The sequence below is a fragment of the Methylacidimicrobium cyclopophantes genome (assembly GCF_902143385.2).
GTDB lineage: Bacteria > Verrucomicrobiota > Verrucomicrobiia > Methylacidiphilales > Methylacidiphilaceae > Methylacidimicrobium > Methylacidimicrobium cyclopophantes.
This window is the reverse complement of record NZ_CABFUZ020000141.1, coordinates 1-18,408: the sequence shown is the minus strand read 5'-3', so window position 1 is coordinate 18,408 and position 18,408 is coordinate 1. Positions and strand designations below refer to the sequence as shown.

General features: G+C 62.2%; 15 protein-coding genes. 7 read left to right on the top strand and 8 right to left on the bottom strand.

The window, feature by feature from the left end:
- Positions 1-18: 18 nt before the first annotated feature.
- Positions 19-3,297, top strand: coding sequence for a class I SAM-dependent methyltransferase (locus tag FN369_RS06665; protein WP_142525406.1), 3,279 nt, complete (start codon positions 19-21; stop codon positions 3,295-3,297).
- Positions 3,298-3,699: 402 nt separating this feature from the next.
- On the opposite strand, the gene FN369_RS11140 is transcribed toward FN369_RS06665, so the two are convergent.
- The gene (locus FN369_RS11140; RefSeq protein ID WP_178087728.1) at positions 3,700-4,524 is read right to left on the bottom strand and encodes a tetratricopeptide repeat protein; all 825 of its coding nucleotides are present in this window, start codon (positions 4,522-4,524) and stop codon (positions 3,700-3,702) included.
- A 141-nt stretch (positions 4,525-4,665) separates the two neighbouring features.
- Here FN369_RS11140 and FN369_RS11135 point away from each other — a divergent pair, with 141 nt between their 5' ends.
- From FN369_RS11135 to FN369_RS06645, 3 genes are read left to right on the top strand one after another with little or no spacing between them, the layout of a single operon-like run.
- Positions 4,666-6,339: a ShlB/FhaC/HecB family hemolysin secretion/activation protein gene (locus FN369_RS11135; RefSeq protein ID WP_178087727.1), complete on the top strand. Its 1,674-nt coding sequence runs from the start codon at positions 4,666-4,668 to the stop codon at positions 6,337-6,339.
- A gap of 52 nt (positions 6,340-6,391) precedes the next feature.
- Positions 6,392-7,249 (top strand): peptidylprolyl isomerase, encoded by an 858-nt coding sequence (locus tag FN369_RS06650; protein ID WP_142525405.1) that lies wholly within the window; start codon positions 6,392-6,394, stop codon positions 7,247-7,249.
- A gap of 57 nt (positions 7,250-7,306) precedes the next feature.
- The gene (locus FN369_RS06645) at positions 7,307-7,705 is read left to right on the top strand and encodes a hypothetical protein (RefSeq protein WP_142525404.1); all 399 of its coding nucleotides are present in this window, start codon (positions 7,307-7,309) and stop codon (positions 7,703-7,705) included.
- Between the two features lie 49 nt (positions 7,706-7,754).
- Here the strand turns inward: FN369_RS06645 and FN369_RS06640 are convergent, their stop codons facing one another.
- Positions 7,755-8,795 carry a glycosyltransferase family 2 protein gene (locus tag FN369_RS06640; RefSeq protein WP_178087726.1) on the bottom strand — a complete coding sequence of 347 codons (1,041 nt, stop codon included), beginning with the start codon at positions 8,793-8,795 and terminating at the stop codon, positions 7,755-7,757.
- A gap of 57 nt (positions 8,796-8,852) precedes the next feature.
- On the opposite strand from FN369_RS06640, the gene FN369_RS06635 reads away from it, so the two are divergent.
- Positions 8,853-11,432 carry a glycosyltransferase family 2 protein gene (locus FN369_RS06635; protein ID WP_142525402.1) on the top strand — a complete coding sequence of 860 codons (2,580 nt, stop codon included), beginning with the start codon at positions 8,853-8,855 and terminating at the stop codon, positions 11,430-11,432.
- Positions 11,433-11,520: 88 nt separating this feature from the next.
- Here FN369_RS06635 and ppa read toward each other — a convergent pair whose 3' ends face one another.
- Both ppa and FN369_RS11565 read right to left on the bottom strand, forming a co-directional pair.
- On the bottom strand, positions 11,521-12,054 hold the full coding sequence (ppa, locus tag FN369_RS06630; RefSeq protein WP_142525401.1) for an inorganic diphosphatase: 534 nt from the start codon (positions 12,052-12,054) through the stop codon (positions 11,521-11,523).
- Between the two features lie 144 nt (positions 12,055-12,198).
- Positions 12,199-12,321: a hypothetical protein gene (locus tag FN369_RS11565; RefSeq protein ID WP_281290932.1), complete on the bottom strand. Its 123-nt coding sequence runs from the start codon at positions 12,319-12,321 to the stop codon at positions 12,199-12,201.
- 57 nt (positions 12,322-12,378) lie between these two features.
- Here FN369_RS11565 and FN369_RS06625 point away from each other — a divergent pair, with 57 nt between their 5' ends.
- Positions 12,379-13,908: an aldehyde dehydrogenase family protein gene (locus FN369_RS06625; protein ID WP_142525400.1), complete on the top strand. Its 1,530-nt coding sequence runs from the start codon at positions 12,379-12,381 to the stop codon at positions 13,906-13,908.
- Positions 13,909-13,933: 25 nt separating this feature from the next.
- Here FN369_RS06625 and FN369_RS06620 read toward each other — a convergent pair whose 3' ends face one another.
- The 4 genes from FN369_RS06620 to FN369_RS06605 form a co-directional block, all read right to left on the bottom strand.
- The gene (locus tag FN369_RS06620; RefSeq protein WP_178087725.1) at positions 13,934-14,563 is read right to left on the bottom strand and encodes a YceI family protein; all 630 of its coding nucleotides are present in this window, start codon (positions 14,561-14,563) and stop codon (positions 13,934-13,936) included.
- A 70-nt stretch (positions 14,564-14,633) separates the two neighbouring features.
- Positions 14,634-15,452 (bottom strand): FkbM family methyltransferase, encoded by an 819-nt coding sequence (locus tag FN369_RS06615; RefSeq protein WP_142525398.1) that lies wholly within the window; start codon positions 15,450-15,452, stop codon positions 14,634-14,636.
- Positions 15,449-16,462, bottom strand: a complete 1,014-nt coding sequence (locus FN369_RS06610; RefSeq protein ID WP_142525397.1) for a glycosyltransferase family 2 protein — start codon at positions 16,460-16,462, stop codon at positions 15,449-15,451. The genes FN369_RS06615 and FN369_RS06610 overlap by 4 nt, the downstream gene beginning before the upstream one ends.
- A complete protein-coding gene (locus FN369_RS06605) occupies positions 16,459-17,400 on the bottom strand; it encodes a glycosyltransferase family 2 protein (RefSeq protein WP_178087724.1) in 942 nt (313 codons plus the stop codon). The genes FN369_RS06610 and FN369_RS06605 overlap by 4 nt, the downstream gene beginning before the upstream one ends.
- 163 nt (positions 17,401-17,563) lie before the next feature.
- Between FN369_RS06605 and FN369_RS06600 the strand changes: the two genes are divergently transcribed.
- A complete protein-coding gene (locus FN369_RS06600; RefSeq protein WP_142525395.1) occupies positions 17,564-18,334 on the top strand; it encodes a class I SAM-dependent methyltransferase in 771 nt (256 codons plus the stop codon).
- Positions 18,335-18,408: the final 74 nt, after the last annotated feature.

Genomic DNA, 18,408 nt, shown 5'->3' with positions numbered 1-18,408 from the left:
GAGAGAAGACGAGGCGGAATGACGTCGATTTCCGAAAGAACCCCTAGAGAGAGGGAATTGGCGGAGGGAAAGGCCCTATCGGGCAACTTGCTCTTGGGACTATTGCCGTGGTTCCCGATCGCGGGGGATCGGCCCCTCTTTCTTTCCGGTCTTTCCAGCTGGTCGGGGCACATTCCCTTTGCTTTCTGGTCGATCGCGGCCCTACGACCCAAGGTGCTGGTCGAGCTCGGGACGATGGCGGGAGATTCCTACCTGGCGTTTTGCCAGGCAGTGGGGGCGCTCTCGCTCACCACGTCTTGTTTCGCCGTCGATCACTGGCGAGGGGATCCGCAAGCGGGTTTTTACGGAGATCAACTCTATGAAGAGCTCCGTCGATTCCACGATCCTCGTTACGGTCGATTCTCGCGCCTTCTTCGAATGGATTTTGACGAAGCGGCGCAGCTCTTCCCGGAAGGGAGCATCGATCTGCTCCACATCGACGGCTGCCATCGGTACGAAGCGGTCCGGCACGACTTTTCCCATTGGTTGCCCAAGTTGAGCCGGCGGGCCGTTGTCTTGCTGCACGACGTGACCGAGTGGCGGATCGACTTCGGGGTCTGGCGACTTTGGAAGGAGCTGCGGACGGTGTACCCTTCGTTCCTCTTCCCGCATTCGTACGGCTTGGGAGTGCTCCTCGTCGGCTCCGAGGGAGCGGAAGCTTTTCGTATGCTGGTCTCCCTTTCCGAGAACGGAATCACCCGTGTGCGCGGGCATTTCGCGAATTTGGGTGCACGAATTGCGGCGGGAACTTCGGAAGAGACGGCATCTTCCACGATCGACTCGGCTTTCTCCGAAAAAGAGGTTCTCCGAAACGCTGCCTTAAAAGAGCCGGCGGAACTCTTCGAGAAGATCTCGACGGACCCAGTCTGGAACTTTCTCGGCTCGGCTCGATTGCGCTCGCGCCGCTCGAGCGAATCGTTGGCGCGGGCTTGCGTGGTTGCCCAAGAGCTGGCCGACGAAGGACTTCCGAATGCCAGTCGGTTGCATGCCTTGGCTGCTTTGAAAGCCCTCGCGGAACGACTTTTGAGTTCTCGAAGTTTTCGGACGCTTTCCCTGCTTCATGGAGCCGTCTCTCTCGGGTTTCTTCGCCGGCAGAACGAGGAGCCGGCAGGACGGTTGCGGGATGCGCTGCGGAAGAGCTTTCAAGTTCTATTGCCCGTTGCCGGAGCGGGCGACGCGTTGCCGTGGCGCGATAGCCTCGGGTTTTCGCTGGAGGGGAATGTCGCCAAAGAGGCGGTTCGGGATAGGTATCGGGTTGCTTTGGACGAATTCCTGCGAGGCAGCGATCGGCTCTTTCTTCCCCGCTCGGAAGAGCCGGAGCTCTCTATCGTGATCGTGCTCTGCAATCAAGCGGAGCTGACATTTGCTTGCTTGCGCTCCATAGAGATCCATCTGGCGGTTCCGGCGGAGGTGATCCTTATCGATAATGCTTCTGGGGACCGGACCGGAGAGCTGCTGCTGCGGGTCGAAGGGGCGCGCATCTTCCGGAACTCGGAAAATCTCCACTTTCTGCGGGCGGCCAACCAAGGAGCCCTCGCTGCTCGCGGGAATCTTTTGCTCTTTCTGAACAACGACGCACAGATCCAGCCCGGAACCATAGAAGCGGCGAGAAAGGCGCTCGAGAGTCATGCTTCCGTGGGCGCGGTGGGGGCTCGAATCGTCAATCTCGACGGCCGGCTCCAAGAAGCGGGTTCGTTTTTCTGGCGGGATGGAAGCCCTCACGGCTACGGGCGCGGGGATAGCCCGCTGCGACGAGATTATCTTTTTCGAAGAGAAACCGATTACTGTTCCGGCGCGTTTCTTTTGACGCGCTCCTCGATCTTCGCGCGGATGGGCGGTTTCGACGAAGCGTTTGCTCCGGCGTATTACGAGGAAGCCGACTACTGTCTTCGACTCTGGGAGGCGGGAATGCGGGTCCTTTATGAGCCTGACGCGGTAGTGCTCCACTGGGAATTCGGCAGTTCGAACTTGGCTCGGGCGACGCAATGGATGGAGCGCAATCGGAAGCTCTTCGCGGCTCGTCACGAGTCATTTCTCAGAGATCGAGCGGTTTCTGGCGCCAATCGGCTCCTCCGGGCGCCGTTCCCTCGGCCTACCTTGCGGTTGCTCTACATCGACGACCGGGTCCCGAAACCGGAACTGGGCGCAGGCTATCCGCGTGCCAACGCGATTTTGCGAGAGCTTGTGGCTTGGGGAGCTCAGGTGAGCCTCTTTCCGATGAGCGGGGCCGTCGAGGGGTGGGAGGAGATCTATTGGAATGTGCCACGAGAGGTCGAGGTGCTCCGGGGGATGGACGCTTCTCTTTTGGGCTTCTATTTAGAAGCGCGTCGGGGAGAGTATGATCTGGTCTGGGTTTCCCGGCCCCACAACATGGCCCGCCTTGCCGAGATCGAGGGAGCGGAGCAACTCCTTGCGGGAGCGCGATTGGTCTACGATGCGGAAGCCGTATTTGCCTTGCGGGAAATCCGCTGTGTGGAGTTTGTGCGAGGGACCCCGTTGCCGAAAGGGGAGGCCGAGCGGCGCATCGATCGGGAGGTCGCTCTTGCCTCGAGAGCGGACCGGGTCGTCGCGGTTTCCGAAGCCGAAGCGGATGAGTTTCGGCGTCGAGGAATCAAAAACGTTCGGGTGATCGGTCATGGGTTGCTTCCCGCACCTACTTCGGCATCTTTTGAGAGCCGGCAGGATTTTCTTCTGGTAGGAGGGATTCAAGACCTCCATAGTCCCAACGCCGATGCGTTGCTCTGGTTTGCGGAAAAAGTGCTTCCTCGAATTGCGCGTGGCCTGCCGGGTCTTTCTCCGCGGGCGCTGTCCGTCGGCTATGGGACCGATTCTCCGGACCTGCTAGCCTGCCTTGGGCCGGGAGTGATCGGGATCGGGCCGGTAGCGGACTTGAGCCCTCACTATGATCGGGCGCGAGTCTTTTTGGCACCGACCCGCTTTGCCGCGGGAATCCCCATGAAGGCGCACGAAGCGGCTTCTCGCGGAGTGCCGATGGTTGCAAGCGAGCTGATCGCCCGCCAATTACGTTGGGAAGCCGGCGAGGCGCTTCTCAAAGCGCCGGTGGAGGATCCCGAGGCGTTCGCCGCCGCTTGCCGGAGGCTCTACACGGACCGTGAGCTTTGGGAGCGGCTCCGGGCGGGGGCGCTGGCTGCGGTGTCCCGCGATTGCGATCCAAAGCGCTTTTCCGGGGCGATTCATGAACTGCTGGACGAGCTGGCCGGAAAGACGGCCGGGTGGAAAAACTTGCATCCCTTCTAGCCCGATTCAAGAGAAGCATGCCGCCGTCGGTCGTGCCCTCGATCCTCGGGGTAGCGGTCTCGGCTTCGCCAGCGGTATATACCCTGGTGTCGCAGCGGCCTTTCCTAGGCATTCGTGCGGCCCATAAGGAAAAGGGAGTGCGGCGACGGTTGGCCCAGCAGACTCGTGGAAGCGGATCCGATGGGCTAGCATTGGGATGTTGCGTAGGCGGACTCCTGCGCGGACTAAGCGCGCCTGCCCCCTTCGTGAGAGTTGGTTTTTCCCTCTCGCTGCATTTCGTCCTCCGGCTCTGATCGAATAGCCGCGTTTTCCTCTGGTATGGAAATCCATTCACCATGCTTTGCCTTGGCAGCCCCACTCGGAATGGACAGCATGCCGATTTCTTCGCGATGGAGTGCCTCGCTACGGGGATTGGGTTACGGTCTTCGAACGGCCGACGGGCTGAGCGAGCCGGACGGAGGACGGAGCAGCCTTGAGGGGAGCTCGGAGCTGAGCGCCGACGCGGGTGAGATTCTGCACGACGGTCGGGTTGTTCGGCTGGAGCAGAAAGGCGCGGCTGAAAGCCTGAAGCGCGTCATGGGGGCGGCCGAGCTTCTCGTAGGCGGCTCCCAGGTTGTTCCATGCCTCGGCGTTTCCGGGGTCCTTGGCCAGCGTTTTGCGGTAGGCCGAGGCCGCTTCCGAGAAGCGGTTGAGCTCTCCATAGACGACGGCAAGATTGAACCATGCGGTGCTGCTCGGGGCCAATCGGCAGGCTTTTTCGAATGGGGGAAGCGCCTTGGCATGGTGGTTGAGATGTTCTTCTTCCGCGCCGAGCGCGAACCAAGCCGCCGGATCCAGCGGGTGGAGCTTCACCGCACGGTGATAGGCGTCCAGGGCGTGCTTGCGGAAGCCGGCGGCCGCGTAGGCTCGGCCCAACCGCAACCAGGCATCACCATTGCGACGTTCGAGCGAGGCGGCTTTCCGCAAAGGCGAAATCGCCTCCGAAGGCTTGCCGCCGAGGAGGAGGGCTTCTCCCAGGCGGCGCCAGGCGTCGGCCGAGTTTGGGGCGGAGCGTGTCTCTTCGCGAAGTAACTCGATCTTTTGCGCCAGCGCGCGTTCCGGGGAGGAGGAGCCGAGAGTCGACGTCGTGGCGCCGCCGCGCGGCACGACCAAAGCAAGGGAGGAGAAGAGCGCGATGAGGATCGCCAAGCTACGCGCAAGCAGGGAGCGAGTGGAAGCGCGTTCCATGTTTTCCAGAGTACGCGAGCGCCCGGCCCGCGTTCCAGCAAGAAAGAGGCAATCCCGAGGCTTGCCCGGGAAAGCGCTGTTTTTGGGCTCTTTCGATTCGTTGCGGGGAAGCGGCAGAGGGAGGTTTTCGGTTGCCAGGAGGTGAGGGAAGTTGCGATTTACGAAAACCCATTTCGAATGATCTTCTTGCTGCCGCTCTTCTTTGCGCTGTTGGGAGAGCCAACGGCTTTCTACTCGACTCCAGAGAAACAGGAGGTCGTCCCCTACGATCAGGAGTCGCTTGCGGCGAAGCCGGTGGTGGTGGAAGGGATCGGCTATCGCTACGTCGTAACCGGAAATACTCTCCTTTCCGCAGGGAAGATCTCGGACACCCTTCGGGATGCCAAGAGTCCCGAGGATGGGGTCAATCGGTTGAAAGCGGTCTATCAAAAGGCGGGATACTTCCTGGTCACGGTCCGTGCCGTTGTCGAAGGGAAACGGGTCGAGCTCGAGGTGATTGAAGGGAAGATCACCGAAGCCCGGGTTGTTCCCTCCTTGCGCTGGTTCTACGGGGGGCTCAAGAACCGGCCTTCGGTCAAGACAAGCGATGTGATCCGGCGGACCGTCGATGCGGAGGCCTACGCGGCTCGCCAGCAGGAGCAGCCGAAGGTGAACTTCAGCCCTGGACCCGATTTCGCGAGCTCGGTGATGGACGTGGAGACCAGGCCGATCGAAACCTTTGCGCCGAATCCGCTCAACCAAGCCAATCCGTGGAATGCCTCGGTAGGTTTCGGTAACTATGGAAACCGTTTTTCCGCGCGCTACCTGAGCGACGCGGCCGTGGCCTACCATCCCGGATATGGCCTGGAGCTGACCGGCGGGTTTACGAACGGTTGGGACGGATTGAATCCCTACACGGAGGGGGGACAGTTCCAGATGGAAAACGGCGGCCTGTCCTGGGCGACTCCCTGGGGAGTCTATGGAGTGACCTTCTCGAACATGGAGTCGGCTTTCGGCGAGGTGACCGCCCCGCTCTATCCCGAGGTCGCGATGCAGAACTGGCAAGTATATGGACAGCAGACCGTGTATGCGAGTGAAAGTTTCCGATGGATGATGAACGAGCGGCTGACCTCCATGCACTTTACGGAGGATGTCTTCCAGGGAGTCTTGCGTCTGCTCACCCAGGATTACGGTACGGCGCAGCTCGGCACCACCGTAAGTCAAAGCTTTCGAGCCTTCGGGCTTCCCGGGCAACTCGGCGGAAGTGTCTACGGCGTTCGCGGGACTCAGCTCGGCGGCTTTTCCGGAGTGCAGGGGGCTCCGCTCTCGGGGCCGGGTGTCCCGACGCCTTACTTCACCTACTATCGCGGAAACATGAGCTATACGCAGACCCTGCCGGAGGGGATGCAGCTTGTGCTCACCGGTTACGGCCAGCTTTCGCAAAACACGTTGCCAATCATGGAATATTTCGTCCTCGGCGGCATGGGGAACCTGGCTGCTTGGTATCCGGGCGTCCTTTACGGAGATACAGGGTATATCACCCGGGCCACGCTTGTTGCTCCTCCCGTAGAGGCGTGGGGTTTCATGATCCGGGGACAGTTCTTTGCAGAAAGCGGCGGATCGCGTTTCAACTATTCGCCGGGCCCCGGCCCGGCTTGGCACTATTTGAGCGATGTAGGCTTGGGGCTCGACATGGTGCACCGATACGGAACGACCATCAGCGCAATGGCGGCCTTGCCGATCGATGCTCCGATGATCAGTCCGACGGATAACCCGCACGGTTACTTTGCGGGCGGCCGGGTAGCGGTGCTTTTTGTCTTGCGCCAGAACTTCTAATTGATTGAATAGAGGCGCTTCTTTGTCGAGTTTGGCGGCTTTTGTACGGGCAATGATGACATCGTCAGGAATCAAAAAGAGATTTTCGGTTCGCCTGCTTGCTTTTCTGATGAGCGGGCTCGGCTTGGCGCTCATTGCCCGAGGCGAGTCGACCGATCCTGTCGTTGCGTCGGTAAACGGGGTGGAGATCCGGCAGTCGGAGGTGCGGAATGCTTTGGCCGGAGCAGGAATAACGAACCCGAACCCTGAAGCGGAGCGCAACGCGATCAATGCGCTGATTCAGCAAGAGCTTCTCGTCCAAGAGGCTTACAAGCGGGAGCTGGAGCAATCGTCGGAGGTAAAGGCGGCGGTGGCCGAGGCCACTCGGAAAATTCTTGCAAATGCGGCGCTCCGGCAGCATCTGCAGCGGAGGAAGCTGACCGACGAGGAGCTTCGCAAGCGGTATGATCAGGCGGTAGCGAGCCTTCCGAAGCGGGAATATCGCTTGCGCCACGTCGTGACGGAGACGCGAAGCGAGGCGGCCGTCCTCTTGGATCGTCTTCGGAGCGGAGTGAACTTCTCAATTCTTGCCAGACGTTCTCTCGACAAGGCGACCGCCGATCGTGGGGGAGAGGTTGGCTGGCAGAGCGCGCAGACCCTTCCTACCTCTGCGCTTGCTCTGGTGGAAAAGCTCGCTCCGGGCCAAATTGGTGGGCCTATCCTCTCGGGGAACGGTTGGGAGGTTATTCAGCTCCTGGAAGTTCGCCCGGTGAAGGTGCCGACGTTTGCCGAAGCGAAACTCCAGCTTCAGCAGCAAATCGAGCAAGAGTCGGCCCAGCAGCTCGTGCAGCAGTTGGCGGCGAGCGCCCAGATCGAAGCGTTCCTTGCACCGCCCCCGGGCGAGCCCGTGGCGGCAGCGGCGGCGCGGTGAGGGAACGTGGTCGGTCGAGCGTCTTCCACGGCCAGCGGAAGGTTCCGTCGCAACGCCGTGGCAGGATTGGTTGCGGGCCTCATCTCTTTGGCCGGTTGCGTCCATCAAGAGACGGTGCAGGTCCGTCATTTGACCTCCGCCCGCTATCTTCCTTCGCGCTACGTCCAAGTTTATCGAAAGGCTCCCGAGGGGCCCTACGAGAAGATCGCGGTCCTCGAAGCGACCGGGCAGCCCGACACTCCCAGGAGTCAGCTTCTGGGTTCGATCGTGGAGAAGGCTCGGGAGTTGGGTGCCGAGGCGGTGATCGTGGAAGACAAGAGCCAACCGATTGGAAACCCCTTGGTGATGAATCCCACCGGAGGCATGTACTCGGTCAATCCCGGAATGCAGATGATCCCGCGTTTCCGCGCCACCGCCATTCGCTTCGCGACGGAGCCTTCTTCGTCGGGAGAGTGATTCTCCGGCGGGAAGTCGGATCGGAATGCGGCGGATAGGAAGCGCCTCTTTAGAGCAGCCGGGCGGCGCGCCGGCTCGACCCGAAGACGTCCTTTCGAAACAACCGCAGCCGCCTCTCCCAGCCGCGAAAGGATCGGCGGAGAAGGCAAGCCGATCGCCAACCAAGGAGCCGAACGAGCCACCGAAAGTTTGGCTCGGCCTCCCGTGCGAGAGTCTCTTCGCTCCAAAGATCCGCAGGAAGAGCTTCTTGAATCAGTGGTCCGAGTAGCTCGGGAGCCAGCCGATCGAGAACCCGGAGGAGGCGGGCATACTCGGCTTGCGCGGCGGCGCGTCGCGCCAGGGTCCATTCGCCCGCCGACCGAAGCTCTTGGGAGGCTTGCCGGACCATTCGGGCTCTCCAGCGGAGCGCCTCGGGGATGTTCGAGGAAGTAAGGCTCTCTTGGTGGCAGACCCGGTAGATCGCACCGGGAGTCGGGGTGAAGCGGAAGCGGAGCTTTGCTCGGATCGCCCGCCAATAGAGTTGATAGTCGTCGTAGTAGTCGGTCGGAAGATCCTTCCACCCCCCTATGGAAAGAAGACTCTTTCGCCGCCAAAGGAGCGCCCCATTTTGCGGAAATTGCGAGGAGAGCCAGGCGCGTTGGAGGTCCTGCGGATCGTCGATCGGCTGGGGGTTGCATGATACCACTCGACCACCGTTCCATCGCTCGAGAAAGTAGGGGGAAAAGAGAACGTCGGCGTCGGCAAGGTCGCCCGCTTCGGCGATCTGGAGGTTGATCTTCTCCGGAAGGAGAGAGTCGTCGTGATCGAGCCATTGGATCCACTCCCCGGAAGCCTCCTCCAAAAGCCGTTGGCGGGCGAGGCTGCTCCGGCCGCTCTTGGCCTCGAGTAGGCGGATGCGGTCGCCGTAGGCGGAAATGCGGTCGCGCGTTCCGTCGCTGGAACCATCGTCGAGGATGAGGAGTTCCTTCTTCGGCCAAGTTTGGGCGAGCGCGCTTTCGACGGCGGGGACGATCCATTGACCCGCGTTGTAGGCGGGGATTCCGATCGTGACGAGCGGGAGCGAGGCGGGAAGGAAGGGCCGATCGGTCATCGGGAGCTGGAAAAGGTTAGCGCTCGTTTCCCTCTTCTGGCAATAAATCCTTCGATCATGGAGCCTCTCGTAACCTTTGCGCTTGTCTTGCCCGCCAATGGGGAGGGAGCGGGGCATCTCGTCCGCGAAGCCCTGGGGCAAAGCTGGACGAGGAGGGAGATCCTAGTGGCCGGGAGGCATCGGGATGGTTCCATTGTCGAAGGGTTTGCCGCTGCGGAGGAGATGGTGCGATGGGTGCCGGTCGGAGAGGGCCTTTCGGCGCCGACGGTTCTGGCCCGAGAGGCCCAAGGGGAGTGGATCCAATGGCTCCGCCCGGGAGAGAGCCTTTCTCCGGGGAAGATCACAAACCAGCTCCAGGAAGCGGGCGAGCCTTCGATGTGGGACCTCCTCTGCTCGCCCTATCGGCTGCGGAATTGGGGGATGGTGCCCATTTTGGACCCGCATCTGGACATGGTGAGCTACGTGGCGCGGCTCGGAGCCGCATTTCCGTTTGCAGCCCCGCTTCTCTGGTCTACGTCCTCGCTGAGGAGGCTTTTGGGCCGTCGCAGGGATATCTCGTTCGTTGGGGAAGATCTCCTCCGCTGGCTTCGTCCGAGGCCGAAGATCGGGATCGGGAGGGAGTCGGGGAGCGTATGTCCCGGCGAGGCAAACGAGCCGACACGGGAAGGGTGGAGCCTGACCTTGGCTTGGTCGCTCGTTCTTCTTCTGGCGGAAAGAGACCCCCAAGGCTCTCTACAGGCGGAGAGGCTCTTCCCCCTGCTGCGGGCGATGGATTCCTTGTTGGCGGGAAGGGTCGCAGCGGGCATGGGTGCGAGGAATCTCTCGGCCAAGATCTTTCCGAGGGGGAGACTGGCCGAGGCGGTGATGCGCCGGTTGCGCGAGGCCGAAAAGGCGATGCGCCGCGGGCGACAGAGCCTGCTCCGGAAGATGGGTTTGCGCAGGAACCGTCCGCTCTCTGCGGGACGGGTCGAGGCGGACGAGGGAGCCTACGCGAGCTGGATCGAGGCCTATGAGAGGCTCGACGGGGCGGACCGCGAGGCGATTCGAGGAGAGATCGGCCGCTTTCCCCGGAGGCCCCTCCTCTCGGTGGTGATGCCGGTGTTCAATACGCCGGAGCAGTGGCTCCAGCGAGCGATCGATTCCGTTCGGCAGCAGCTCTATCCCGATTGGGAACTCTGCCTCGCGGACGATGGGTCGACGGCCGCTCATATCCGGCGCTTGTTGGAGACCAATCGGCAGAGGGATCCTCGGATCCGGGTGGTCTTTCGTGCCGAGAGAGGCGGAATTGCGGCGGCGTCGAACAGCGCCCTGGAACTGGCCCGAGGGGAGTGGATCGTTCTCCTCGATCATGACGACGAGCTGGCCGAGGACGCCTTGTACATGGTAGTTCGGGAGATTCTGCGCGATCCGGAAGCGCGGCTTTTCTATTCGGATGAAGACAAGATCGACGAAGCCGGCCGGCGCTTCCATCCCTATTGCAAACCCGACTTTTCCTATGATCTCCTCCTCTCGCAAAACTGCATCAACCACCTGGGTGTCTATCGGGCGGATCTTCTGCGCTCGCTGGGAGGGTTTCGGTGCGGTTTCGACGGGAGCCAGGACTACGATCTGGCCCTCCGGTTCGTGGAGAAGCTCGAGCCCAGTCAGATTCGCCACATTCCGCGGATTCTCTATCATTGGCGGGCGATTGCGAGCTCCGGAGCCGCCTGTGTGGAAGCCAAGCCGTATGCCTACGAGGCGGCCCGGAGGGCGATCACCGATCATCTGCGGCGGATCGGGGGCTCGGCGGAAGTTCTGCACACTCGGATCCCCTGGGGACATCGAGTGCGCTGGAAGGTTCCGGCGAATCTCCGAGCGAGTCTTCTGCTCGGAGCGGGAGGAAATGAGGAACGGCTCCGGAGGTCGGTCGAGAGCATCCGGAACCGCACCGAAGGGCAGGGATATGAGCTCCTGGTGATTGGCGGAGGAGGTCGAGAAAAAGTGGAGGGCGTGCGGGCGCTCGCTCCCCCTACGGAACTCGTGGGGCCGCGGCTCTGGAGTTGGGCGGCCCGGCGGGCAGAGGGAGAGGTTCTCGTCTTCCTGGAGTCGCCGGTAGAGGTTGAGGGTAGCTGCTGGCTTGGCGAGCTGGTCAGCCAAGCGATGCGACCCGGCGTAGGCGCCGTGGGGGCTCGGATCTTGGCGACAGATGGAACGGTCTCCGAAGCAGGAATCGTCCTTGGGATCGATGGATGCGCCGGGGCGGCCTTCCGGGGCTGGAGTGCCGAGTCGATCGGCTATTTCGGGCAGGCGATCCTGGTGCGGAACCCGCCGGCGGTGAGTGCGGCCTGTCTTGCGACCCGAAGGGCGCTCTTCGAGGAGTGTGGGGGATTCGACGAAGGATATCGCCTTAGGCTATGGGACATCGACTACTGCCTGCGCGTGCGGGAAAAAGGCCACCGGATCGTCTTCACCCCCGACGCCGAGCTGGTGAGGGAGGAAGCCATGGGGGAAGTGCCGACCGAAGACCGGGAGCGCTTCCGGGCGAAGTGGGCTCGGGCCATTGAGAGTAATCCCGGCTACAACCCGAACCTTGGCTTGGAGTGCGGAGGGTATGGGTTGGCCTGGCCACCGAGGAGTCGAAGGCCCTGGCGGGGATGATCGGCGGAGAAAAGCTGGCAGACCCCCTTTGGAAAGCGGGGGGTCCCCTATTGCCTTTCCGGTGGCTGGGGAAATGGCTCCCGATCGGTCATCCGACGGCTTTGGCGCGCTCGATGCCGGAGCGGATCAAGTCGGCCGCCTCGGTCGGTTCTGCCCAGCGCAGGAGCTTCACCCACTTCCCTTTTTCGAGATCTTTGTAGTGCTCGAAAAAGTGGGCGACTGTCTCGACGAAGATTTCCGGCAGGTCCCGGTAGCTCGTGACCCGCTTATAAAAGGAGTGGAGCTTGTCGATCGGGACCGTGATGATCTTCTCGTCGATGCCATGCTCATCCTCCATCAGCAGGGCGCCGATGGGCCGGGCGGGGATCACGACGCCTGGGGAGACCGGCGTATGGGAAACGACCATGCAGTCGAGCGGATCTCCATCCTCCGAGAGCGTGTGGGGGATGAAGCCATAATTGGCCGGGTAGAACATGGCCGTGTGGAGGAAACGATCGACGAACATCGCGCCGGACTTCTTGTCGATCTCGTACTTCACCGGCACCCCGCCTTGGGGGATCTCGATGATGGCATTGATCTCGTGAGGGGGGTTGGCACCAACCGGGATGCGGGAAATATCCATGGCAAATCTCTTAGGTAGAACGGGTTTTTGTAGGCGTCAAATCACGTCGACTCGACTTCTTACTTCGAATGGCGGGCTATTCTTCCCGGATCGAGCCCTGATGTCGAGCAACGCTTCTGCCGGGTGCCCTCCTCGAAGAGCTTCCTACGGGCTCGCGCGGTCGGCCCGCGGCACGGGCGCATCGTACCGAGCGAAGATCGGATCGGCGTTCAAGAGCGTGATTTCGGCGGGCTCGCCGGGGGAAGAGGCTCCATTTGCCAGGATCATCGTCCAGGCGTTATAATGAGAGCTTTCGAGGAAACCCAAGAAGGAAAGGAGACCAGAATGGCGGTTCTTACGGAGCAAAAAGAAGGGATGGAAAAGGGAAAGCTGGTTTCGATCGATCCGCGGGTCGCGGAATTTCTTTCCCGGCCGAAACGGCTCTTCATCGGGGGCCAATGGGTCGAAGCGACTTCAGGGAAGACCTTCGCCACGGTCAATCCCGCGAACGAGGAGACGCTCGCCCATGTCGCGGAAGCCGATCGGGAAGACGTCGATCGGGCTGTGCGGGCGGCGCGGGCCGCGTTCACGGCGGGTCCGTGGGTGAAGATGGCGCCTGCGGAGCGGGGGAAGCTTCTCTGGAAGCTCGCCGATCGAATGGAAGAGCACCTCGAGGAGTTCGCGCAGCTCGAATCCCTCGACAACGGGAAGCCGCTGGCGGTAGCTCGAGTGGCGGACGTTCCTCTTTCGATCGATCTTTTTCGCTACATGGCGGGCTGGGCGACCAAGATCGAGGGGAACACGATTCCTTTGGGACTGGCCCAGCCGGAGAGTTTTCTTGCCTATACGATTCGGGAGCCGGTAGGCGTCGTGGGGCAGATCATCCCGTGGAACTTTCCGCTGCTGATGGCGGCGTGGAAGCTGGGGCCCGCGCTCGCCTGCGGCTGCACGGTGGTGCTCAAGGTGGCTGAGCAGACACCGCTTTCGGCTCTGCGGCTCGGGGAACTGATCCAGGAGGTGGGTTTCCCCGACGGGGTCGTCAACATCCTCACGGGCTTCGGGGAGACCGCGGGAGCGGCCTTGGCCGCCCATCCCGACGTCGACAAGGTCGCTTTCACCGGCTCGACCGAGGTGGGCAAGCTCATCGTGAAGGCGGCGGCAGGGAACCTCAAGAAGTTGAGCCTCGAGCTGGGAGGAAAGTCACCGAGCATCATCTTTGCCGATGCGAACATGGACGAGGCGGTGAGCGGAGCCGCCATGGCGATCTTCTTCAACCATGGCCAGTGTTGCTGCGCGGGATCCCGGCTTTACATAGAGCGGCCGGTCGTCGACGAGGTGGTCGAGAGAATCGCCAGGGAGGCCCAGAAGATTCGGGTTGGACCGGGCATGGCGCTCGACACCGAAATGGGGCCGCTCGTTTCCAAGGAGCAGTACGACAGGGTGACCGGCTACATTCGGAGCGGGAAGGAAGAGGGAGCGAAGGCAAGGTCGGCCGATCTGAGCTTCGGTGGCCGCGGCTACTTCGTTCCTCCGACCGTCTTTACCGATGTTCGCCCGGAAATGAAGATCGTGCGGGAAGAGATCTTTGGGCCGGTCGTCTGCGCCTCCTCCTTCACGAGCGAGGAGGAGATTCCTGCGATCGCCAACGACACGATCTACGGGCTTGCGGCCGGGATCTGGACTCGGGACATCGGCAGGGCGCATAAGCTCGCGAGCCGGCTGCGGGCGGGCACGGTCTGGATCAACTGCTACAACGTCTTCGACGCCGCCCTTCCCTTCGGAGGATACAAGCAGTCCGGCTGGGGACGGGAGATGGGCCACGCGGTATTGGAAAACTACACAGAGCTCAAATCGGTCTGCGTACGGGTGGGTTGAATGGACCGGGCCGGAAGGCAGCCGCCTAGCGGCCGTCTTCCGGCCCTTGGTGGGCGACCAGTGAAAAGTGGATTTCGACCAGATCCTTGACCCGGACGGTGCCTCCGGCGATCCGGATCGGCTCGATTCCGAAATCGGTCTGCCTCACCTGGGCCGTGCCGGTGGCGCGGAGTTCCCCTCCGGTTGCCGAGAAGCGAACGGGGAAGCGGATCTTTTTGACCGCACCATGGAGGGAGAGGCTGCCGGAAACGAGCGCTTGGCCGGCCGTGCGGCCCGGAACGGCACCGGTGGAGGTGAAATGAATTTCGGGATAACGCGCGACGTCGAGCACCCGCTCCCCCTGCATGATCGATTGTACCTCCCGGCGTTCCTTGAGCGGTACCTGGGGGTCGACAACCGTCAGGGAGAGGGCCGGAATGGTGATGTCGGCTTCGAGCGACGATACGGAAGGAGGGGTGTAGCGAACCGTGCCCGAGAGCTTACGGGAAACGATTTCGTGATCGTGACCGAGAAAGCCGAGCAATCCGGCGCGGAGAACGAGGACTTCGACCCGGCTTTTCGAGGAGTCGACCTGATATGAGGTCGCCTGGAGGAGTCCGGGGAATCCGAGCCCGAGGGAGAGGAAGAGGAGGAAAAGTGGGCGAAGGGAGTGCACGCGAACGGCGGCTTTCTTGCGGGAGCATGCGCCTTCGCGCGCCGATTGAAAAGAGCCTTTTCGCAGGCGATTACTTCCGCTCCCTCCTCCGCCAGGCATAGAGCATCGCCGTGAATTCGGTCGCTCCCCGTGCGGCGGTTTCGAACCCCAAGGCGCCGAGGAAGGAAGCGAGGTTTTCCAGGTTTTCAGCGGGTGCGGTCCCCGGATGGACCTCGATCGCCATTCGGCGGATGTGGCAAAGCAGCTCGGGAGAAGTCCCGTAGAGGATCGCATATTCCGAGCCTTCGCAATCCATCTTGAGTAGATCGCAATCTCCGAGTCTTTCGCGGCGGAAGATCTCTTCGAGGGTTACGGAGGGTACGACGATCCGGAGATCCTCCCCTTCGGGCCATCCGGGGCCCGGCGGCCGAGAAAAGACGGTGGCGCGGCTGCTGAAACGTTCCGAGCGGGGAAGATGGAGCGTCAGGGTGCCCGAGGAGGCCGAAAGAGCCTCGTGGAAGGGGCGAACGGGAAGTCGGTTTTCCTGGACGAGTCGCTCGAGGTAGCGGAAGTTCTCCTCCCAGGGTTCGAAAGCGAGAATTTCGGCCTTTGGGAAGCGCTCGGCAGCGAAAAGAGAAAAGAGTCCGATATTGGCTCCGACATCGATCACCGTGCGGAACTCTCGGACGTCTCTCGACCATTCCGGTGCGAGGTAGTGCTGGGAGAGGAAGATCTCGTGGAAATCCCCGATCCGGGCCGGGGGTAGGGGGAGCCGAAAGCCCCTTCGGGTATGGAACTCCAGGATTTCCGGATGGTGGAGAAAGCCACGCCGATGGAGGAAATAGAGGGGCCAGTTGCGAAATGTGCGGAGTAGCCGGCCATAGCCTTGCCATCGCTCCTGCTGGGTCATGGGATGGGCCTTTCGGTCATTCGCCCGTCGGAAGGGGCGTGGTTCTTTCGCCGCAGGGAACGGAGGAATCCTTCGACGCGGGCAATCCACGGCTTCCCCAACTCCTTGATCTGGGCCGCCTGGGCGTAGGAAATGCCCAGGCGAAGCATCCGCCGGTCCCGCGAGGGGAGGATGGGCCAGATCCACTCTCCGTAGCGAGCCAGCTGTCGATCGGCTTCGATCGGATCAAACCGCTTGTAGGCCCCGAGCCGATGGAAGAAGCCGATGCCGGCGGCACGAGCGAGCTTCGGAGTCAAGCGTCTCTCCTCAATGAGCCAGGCAAGCATCGTATCGGTCTCCCGGTTCTGGGCAGAAAGGAATGCGTGCAGCTTCGAGGAGGTCAGAGAGGAGCTTCGGCCCATCCGGTAGACCGCTCCCGCAGAAGGGGTGAACCCGAAGCGGAGACCTTTCTGGAGGGCGCGTCGCCAGAGCTCGTAGTCTTCTGCCAAGTGGGTGAGGCTCCATCCGCCGATCCCTGCGAGGGCTTCCCGCCGCCAGAGCTGAGCTCCGATTTGCGGGAACGAGAAGGCGAGCCAGAGGTAGAGTGGATCGAAGGGTTCCGGGAGATGTGCCGTCCAGAGAGGAGCGGGACCTTCCGCTCCCCACTGCTCGATGATGGACGGAGAGAGGAGAACGTCGGCGGAATCCGCGTCCGCCTCGCGGATCTGGGCCTCGACCTTGGCGGGGAGAAGATAATCGTCACTGTCGAGCCACTGAATCCACTCTCCTCGAGCGGCGGCGAGGATCGCATTTCGAGCGGAGGAAGGGCCGGAGTTCCCGGGAAGAGAGATCAGAGTGATTCGATCCCCGAAGCCGAAGAGGATCTCCCGTGTCCGGTCGGTCGAACCGTCGTCGGCGACGATCACTTCTTTGTTGGGCCAGGTTTGGGCGAGGGCACTCTCGACCGCTTGGGCGATCCACTCTTCCCGGTTGTAGGCCGGTATCCCGATCGTCACAAGCGGGCTGCTCATACGGTGGAGGGGCGGAAGCGGAGTCGGCGAAGAACTTTCGCAACCCTTTCGGCTCGGGAGAATCCGAACCCGTCGAGGAGAATTCTGTAAAAAGGGTTCGTGGGAGGGCGGATCCAGCCACGGGCCGAAGCCTGCCCAAAAAAAGATTCCGCTTCCCGGCCCTCGCCGCTGCGGGCGAGCCAGCGGGCGACCAGGAAGAAGGCCTCGCCAGCGGAGCGTCGAAGGGGCGCGGTCCAGCCGCGGCTCTCGTCGAGCCAGCGGGCCATCTCCTCCAAGACTCCGGCCTTTTGACGAGCAAAGATCAGGGTTCGTTGCGCCGCGATGGGGCCGCGGCGGATCCGCCAGACGGCGCCGGGAGTGGGGGAGAGGCGGAAGCGGAGCCCTTGGCGAATGGCCCGTCCCACGAGCTCGTAATCGTCGAAAAGGGGGGCCCGGTTGCTCCAACCCCCGAGCCTTTTCACAGCTTCGCTGCGCCAGAGGTAGCCGCCGGTTTGAGGAAGCTCTCCCGAAAACCAGCCGGAAAGAAGCCGCTCTTCCGGGCACGGAGGTTGCGGGCGGAGAGACCCACTCCCTTCGTCGAGCAGACAGGGGCTGTAGATCAGGTCGGCATCTTCTCCCCAATGAGCTTCCTCGAGCTGGGTTTCGATTTTTCGGGGGAGGAGGAGGTCGTCCTGATCGAGCCATTGGATCCACCGGCCGCTGGCGGCGGCAAGTAGGGCGTTGCGGGCCGAGGCCCTGCCTTGGTTGGGCTGCGTCAGGAGCCGGATGTGGGGAAGGAAGGCTTGGAGACGCTCCCGCGTGCCATCCGCCGATCCATCGTCGAGTACGAGGACCTCGATCCGAGGCCAAGACTGCGCAAGGGCGCTCTCCACCGCCGCGGCGACCGTATCGGCACCGTTATGCGTGGGAATGCCAATCGAGACGAGCGGGAGCGGCACTACCAGGGAGCCTGCCGAATCGGGAGGCCGCGAGTCAAGAAGAGAGCCGTTTTCGGACGCTCGGCGAATCGTAGGGACAGGGCCCGAATCGAACGATCGGTCGACAGGAACGCTCCCTATGTCCTAGGATCCATTTCTCGCGAATTTCGTATTTGAGTCGGCGATGGCCTTCGAGCTTCTGGATCATCCGATCGTCTTCTCCCAACCGCTCCGATGGAGCCGAGTGGCCGCCTGGCATCTCCATATTCCCTTTGCCCTCCTCCTGGTAGATCTACTGCGGCCCAAGCGTGTGGTGGAGCTGGGAGTCCATTACGGGGACTCCTATTGCGCCTTTTGCCAGGCGGTCGCCACGCTCGGATTGAGGAGCGAATGCTTCGGCATCGACCATTGGCAAGGAGATGCCCAAGCCGGGGGCTACGGCAGCCAGGTGCTGGAGGATCTGCGCCGGCATCACGATCCCCGATACGGGAGTTTTTCGCGACTGCTCCCGATGACTTTCGAGCAGGCGCATTCGGGCTTTCAAAACGGGTCGATCGATCTTCTGCACATCGACGGCTTGCATACCTACGAGGCGGTCAGCCGGGATTTCCATTCCTGGTTTCCCCGCATGAGCGATCGGGGTGTGATCCTGCTCCACGATGTGGCGGTTCGTCAGGCGGGCTTTGGAGTCTGGAAGCTCTGGGAAGAGGTATCCAGGGCTTATCCGGCTCGCCTCTTGCGCAACGGCTTCGGCTTGGGGGTGGTGGTTGTGGGAAAGGCTCCCGAGCCGAAGGTAGACGATCTACTGAATCTTTCCGAATCGCGGTGGCAGGCTCTGGAAGGCCTTTGGGAGGTGCTTGGGCAGGCGAACGAACGGCGGTGCAAGCCTCGCCAGGAATCGAAGGGGGCCGGGTCCTCCTGGGCGCGGACGCTTTTCCGAAAGACGAAGCGTTAGCCCAAGCCCAATCCGCCTCCGGGAGGGCCCTGGCCCGAGGAACGAAAAAGGAAAGGGCGGACCGGGAGTCCGCC

Bases quoted from the DNA above. Each gene is read 5' to 3' on its own strand.
- FN369_RS11140 (WP_178087728.1), bottom strand. From the start codon at position 4,524: ATGGAACGCGCTTCCACTCGCTCCCTGCTTGCGCGTAGCTTGGCGATC.
- ppa (WP_142525401.1), bottom strand. From the start codon at position 12,054: ATGGATATTTCCCGCATCCCGGTTGGTGCCAACCCCCCTCACGAGATC.
- FN369_RS06615 (WP_142525398.1), bottom strand. From the start codon at position 15,452: ATGACCCAGCAGGAGCGATGGCAAGGCTATGGCCGGCTACTCCGCACA.
- FN369_RS06665 (WP_142525406.1), top strand. From the start codon at position 19: ATGACGTCGATTTCCGAAAGAACCCCTAGAGAGAGGGAATTGGCGGAG.
- FN369_RS06610 (WP_142525397.1), bottom strand. From the start codon at position 16,462: ATGAGCAGCCCGCTTGTGACGATCGGGATACCGGCCTACAACCGGGAA.
- FN369_RS06635 (WP_142525402.1), top strand. From the start codon at position 8,853: ATGGAGCCTCTCGTAACCTTTGCGCTTGTCTTGCCCGCCAATGGGGAG.
- FN369_RS06640 (WP_178087726.1), bottom strand. From the start codon at position 8,795: ATGACCGATCGGCCCTTCCTTCCCGCCTCGCTCCCGCTCGTCACGATC.
- FN369_RS11565 (WP_281290932.1), bottom strand. From the start codon at position 12,321: ATGATCCTGGCAAATGGAGCCTCTTCCCCCGGCGAGCCCGCCGAAATC.
- FN369_RS06625 (WP_142525400.1), top strand. From the start codon at position 12,379: ATGGCGGTTCTTACGGAGCAAAAAGAAGGGATGGAAAAGGGAAAGCTG.
- FN369_RS06650 (WP_142525405.1), top strand. From the start codon at position 6,392: ATGATGACATCGTCAGGAATCAAAAAGAGATTTTCGGTTCGCCTGCTT.
- FN369_RS06600 (WP_142525395.1), top strand. From the start codon at position 17,564: ATGGCCTTCGAGCTTCTGGATCATCCGATCGTCTTCTCCCAACCGCTC.